At 59.3% G+C, this 3,343-nt stretch carries 3 protein-coding genes; all 3 read left to right on the plus strand.

Features of this window, described 5'->3' with window-relative positions:
- Positions 1-69 precede the first annotated feature (69 nt).
- The gene (locus tag OP496_RS16860) at positions 70-1,215 is read left to right on the plus strand and encodes a glycosyltransferase (protein ID WP_280564970.1); all 1,146 of its coding nucleotides are present in this window, start codon (positions 70-72) and stop codon (positions 1,213-1,215) included.
- Positions 1,212-2,246: a polysaccharide deacetylase family protein gene (locus OP496_RS16865; protein WP_280564972.1), complete on the plus strand. Its 1,035-nt coding sequence runs from the start codon at positions 1,212-1,214 to the stop codon at positions 2,244-2,246. The genes OP496_RS16860 and OP496_RS16865 overlap by 4 nt, the downstream gene beginning before the upstream one ends.
- A gap of 191 nt (positions 2,247-2,437) precedes the next feature.
- Positions 2,438-3,343, plus strand: a 906-nt coding sequence (locus OP496_RS16870; RefSeq protein ID WP_280564974.1) for a glycosyltransferase family 4 protein, incomplete at its 3' end; no start/stop codon positions are given.

Genomic DNA, 3,343 nt, shown 5'->3' on the forward strand with positions numbered 1-3,343 from the left:
ATTCAAGGTTATATCCACCGATGCTTGGTCGCCACCACGCGTTGGCCAATCGAAAGGATGCAATCGCTTATGCTATCCAAACCGCTGAATGTCTTGCATGTCATCACTGGCTTGACCGATGGAGGCGCAGAGAATTCGCTTTACCAGCTTTGCCAGAACGATCGTCATAACGTTCATCGTGTGGTGAGTCTGATGGACGCCGGACAATACGGCCCGCGGCTCGACTCAGCGGGGATCGAAGTCGTGTATCTACATATGCCGCATGGCCGCGTGACGTTCGCGGGGCTGTGGCGACTGTGGCGGACCATTCGCGAGCTTCGACCGGATGTGGTACAGACGTGGATGTATCACGCCAACCTGGTGGGAGGCGTCATGGCGAGGCTGGCGGGCGTCAAGGCCATCTGCTGGGGGATTCACCACAGCAACCTAATGCCGGGGGCTACCGGGCGCAGTACGATCTGGGTCGCCAAGGCGTGCGGGGTGTTATCCCGCGTGGTGCCGAGCCGTATCGTAAGCTGTTCGCAACATGCGGTGGAAGTGCATCGCAAGCTGCGTTACGCGGCCATGAAATTCGTGGTCGTGCCCAATGGCTACAATCTGTCTTTGCTCACCCCTGATGCCGAGGCCAGGACGCGCGTGCGTACGGAGTGGGAAGTTGACGACGATACGCCGCTATTCGGCATGGTGGCACGCTTCGACCCGCAGAAGGATCATGCCAACCTGGTTGCCGCCCTGGCGGAGCTCAAGGGCCTGGGCTGGGACTTCCGCTGCGCACTGGTCGGCGGGGGAATGGACGCCGATAACGCTGAACTGGTCCGGCTATTGGAGGATTACGGCGTACGCGAACGAGTACTGTTAGTCGGGCGACGTAGCGATATTCCTGCGGTGATGAACGCGCTTGATGTGCATGTGTTGTCGTCCCTTGGTGAAGCATTCCCTAATGTGTTGTCCGAGGCAATGGCCTGCGGCACGCCGTGTGTGTCCACCGATGTCGGCGATGCTGCCTTCATCGTCGGCGATACCGGTTGGATCGTGCCCCCCAGTGACCCTCGGTCCTTGGCAGATCACCTAGCTATGGCACTTGATGAATATGCGGATGTACCAGTGTGGCAAGCGCGTAAGCAGCGCGCGCATCAACGGGTCGTCGATTCCTTTAGCGTACAACGCATGATCGACGGTTATAGTGCTTCCTGGCATCAGGCGTACCACGTATGAATGCTAACTGGATGACTTATTTAGCCCGCTCTGAGGGCGAACCGCTGCGTCCGCCGGCCTTTGTGATTTCGCTGGACTTCGAATTGCACTGGGGCATGTCGGATATCGTGACCACGCCCGAGCATCCTTATATGCGGCAATTGCTCGGTGCGCGCCGTGCGGTACCGGCGATACTTGATCTTTTCCGCGAACGCCATATCCGCGCGACCTGGGCCACGGTGGGCTATCTATTCGCTGAGGACCGCGAAACGTTGACGCGTTTCTCCCCCGTGCGGCGTCCGCGCTATGCCAATCCGGCGCGTGATAACTATCGGCAGGAGGTCGGTGACGATGAGGCAAGTGACCCACTGCATTACGGACGTTCCCTGATCGATCTGATCGCGCAAACGCCAGGTCAAGAAGTCGCCTCGCATACCTTTTCCCATTACTACTGCCATGAAGAGGGCCAGACGCCGGAAGACTTCAAAGCTGATCTCGCGGCGGCGATGGCTATCGCCAAACATGCCGGACATCAGCTTGGTTCATTGGTCTTGCCGCGCAACCAGATCGACGAGACCTATCTGGCACCGATGCGTGAGGCGGGCTTCCGCTGCTATCGCGGCAACCCGCAGCGTGCGGGCTTCCAGCGTAAGTATCACAATGCCGCGCCGACTCGTGCACTGCGGCTACTGGATAGCTATGTCGATTTGACCGGTCATCACGGCACCAAGTGGTGTGATCTGCAGGGGGACCCACTGAATATTCCGGCGAGCATGTTTCTGCGCCCACGTCGTGGGATACCGCAACTGGATGCCTTGCGACTAAGACGCATCAAGAAGGCGATGCGTCGTGCCGCCAAGCGCGGCGAGATATTTCATCTGTGGTGGCATCCGCACAACTTCGGCCAGGCTACCGATGCTCACCTGCGTGATCTCGCCGCCATCATCGGCTATTTCCAGGTTCTTTCCATCGAATATGGCATGCGCTCTATGTCGATGAACGATGTGCTGGTGCGGCATGAGCAGGCCTCAGTGGCAGCCCCATCGACCTAGCTTTCTAGACGCCCGCGCACCACTCGCCTTCACGGCACTTGATCACTGCTCTTGATGACTGTTTGCCAACGCGCTTTAGCGCGAGGGCCGGGGGCCTTTGTCTTCAAGAACGGGACTTCAAGAGCGGGTCTTCACGATGAGTCTTCGAAACGTGCCCCACAGACGCTCTCCACTGCAGAGGAGTTATTTCCATGAACGATAAAACGATTGTGCTGGTCTCCAACACATCCTGGTTTCTCTACAACTTCTGCCAGGGGTTGTTGAGGGCGCTCGAGCGACGTGGATTTTGCGTGGTTTGTCTGGTGCCCGACGATGATTATTCGCAACGCTTGCTCGATGAATTCGGCGTCACCCTTTACAGCATGCCCATGGACGGCAAAAGCACGGGGCCCGCGCGGGAGGGGAAGTGCCTGTTCTGGTTGTATGGGCAGTTGCGTGAGTTGCGGCCCGCCTTTGTTTTCAACTTCACGATCAAGGCCAATCTCTATGCAGGCCTGGCGTGCCGCGCTCTGAGAATTCCGTATGCCAATACCGTCACCGGACTTGGGACGGCCTTCCTGCATGACAGCCACTTGTTTCGCCAGGTGCGGCGGCTCTACGGCGTCGCCAATGCCGGGGCGACGCGGGTGTTCTTCCTCAATCCCGATGACCGCGCGCTCTTCGAACACCAAGGCATGTTGCAAAAAGTCGACTGGGCGATGTTGCCGGGCGCGGGGGTCGATGTAACGCGCTTTGCGTTCACGCCGCTGCCCCAGGAAGGGCCCTTCACCTTTGTGTTAATTGCGCGACTGCTAGGCGACAAAGGTGTGCGTGAGTACGTCGCGGCGGCCGAGCAGGTGTGCGGCGACCATCCCGAGACGCGCTTTCTGATCGTCGGGCCCAAAGGCGTCAGCAACCACACTGCGATCAACGACGACGAGATCGAGGCTTGGCGCGAGCGGGGAACCATTGAATACGTCGGCGCTCAGGATGATGTGCAGTCTTGGCTCGCCCAATCCCATGTGCTGGTGCTGCCGTCCTATCGCGAGGGGATGCCGAGCACGGTAATGGAGGCGGGCGCGATGGGTCGGCCGACCATCGCCACCGATGTGCCGGGG

This window comes from Chromohalobacter sp. 48-RD10, from assembly GCF_029889785.1.
GTDB lineage: Bacteria > Pseudomonadota > Gammaproteobacteria > Pseudomonadales > Halomonadaceae > Chromohalobacter.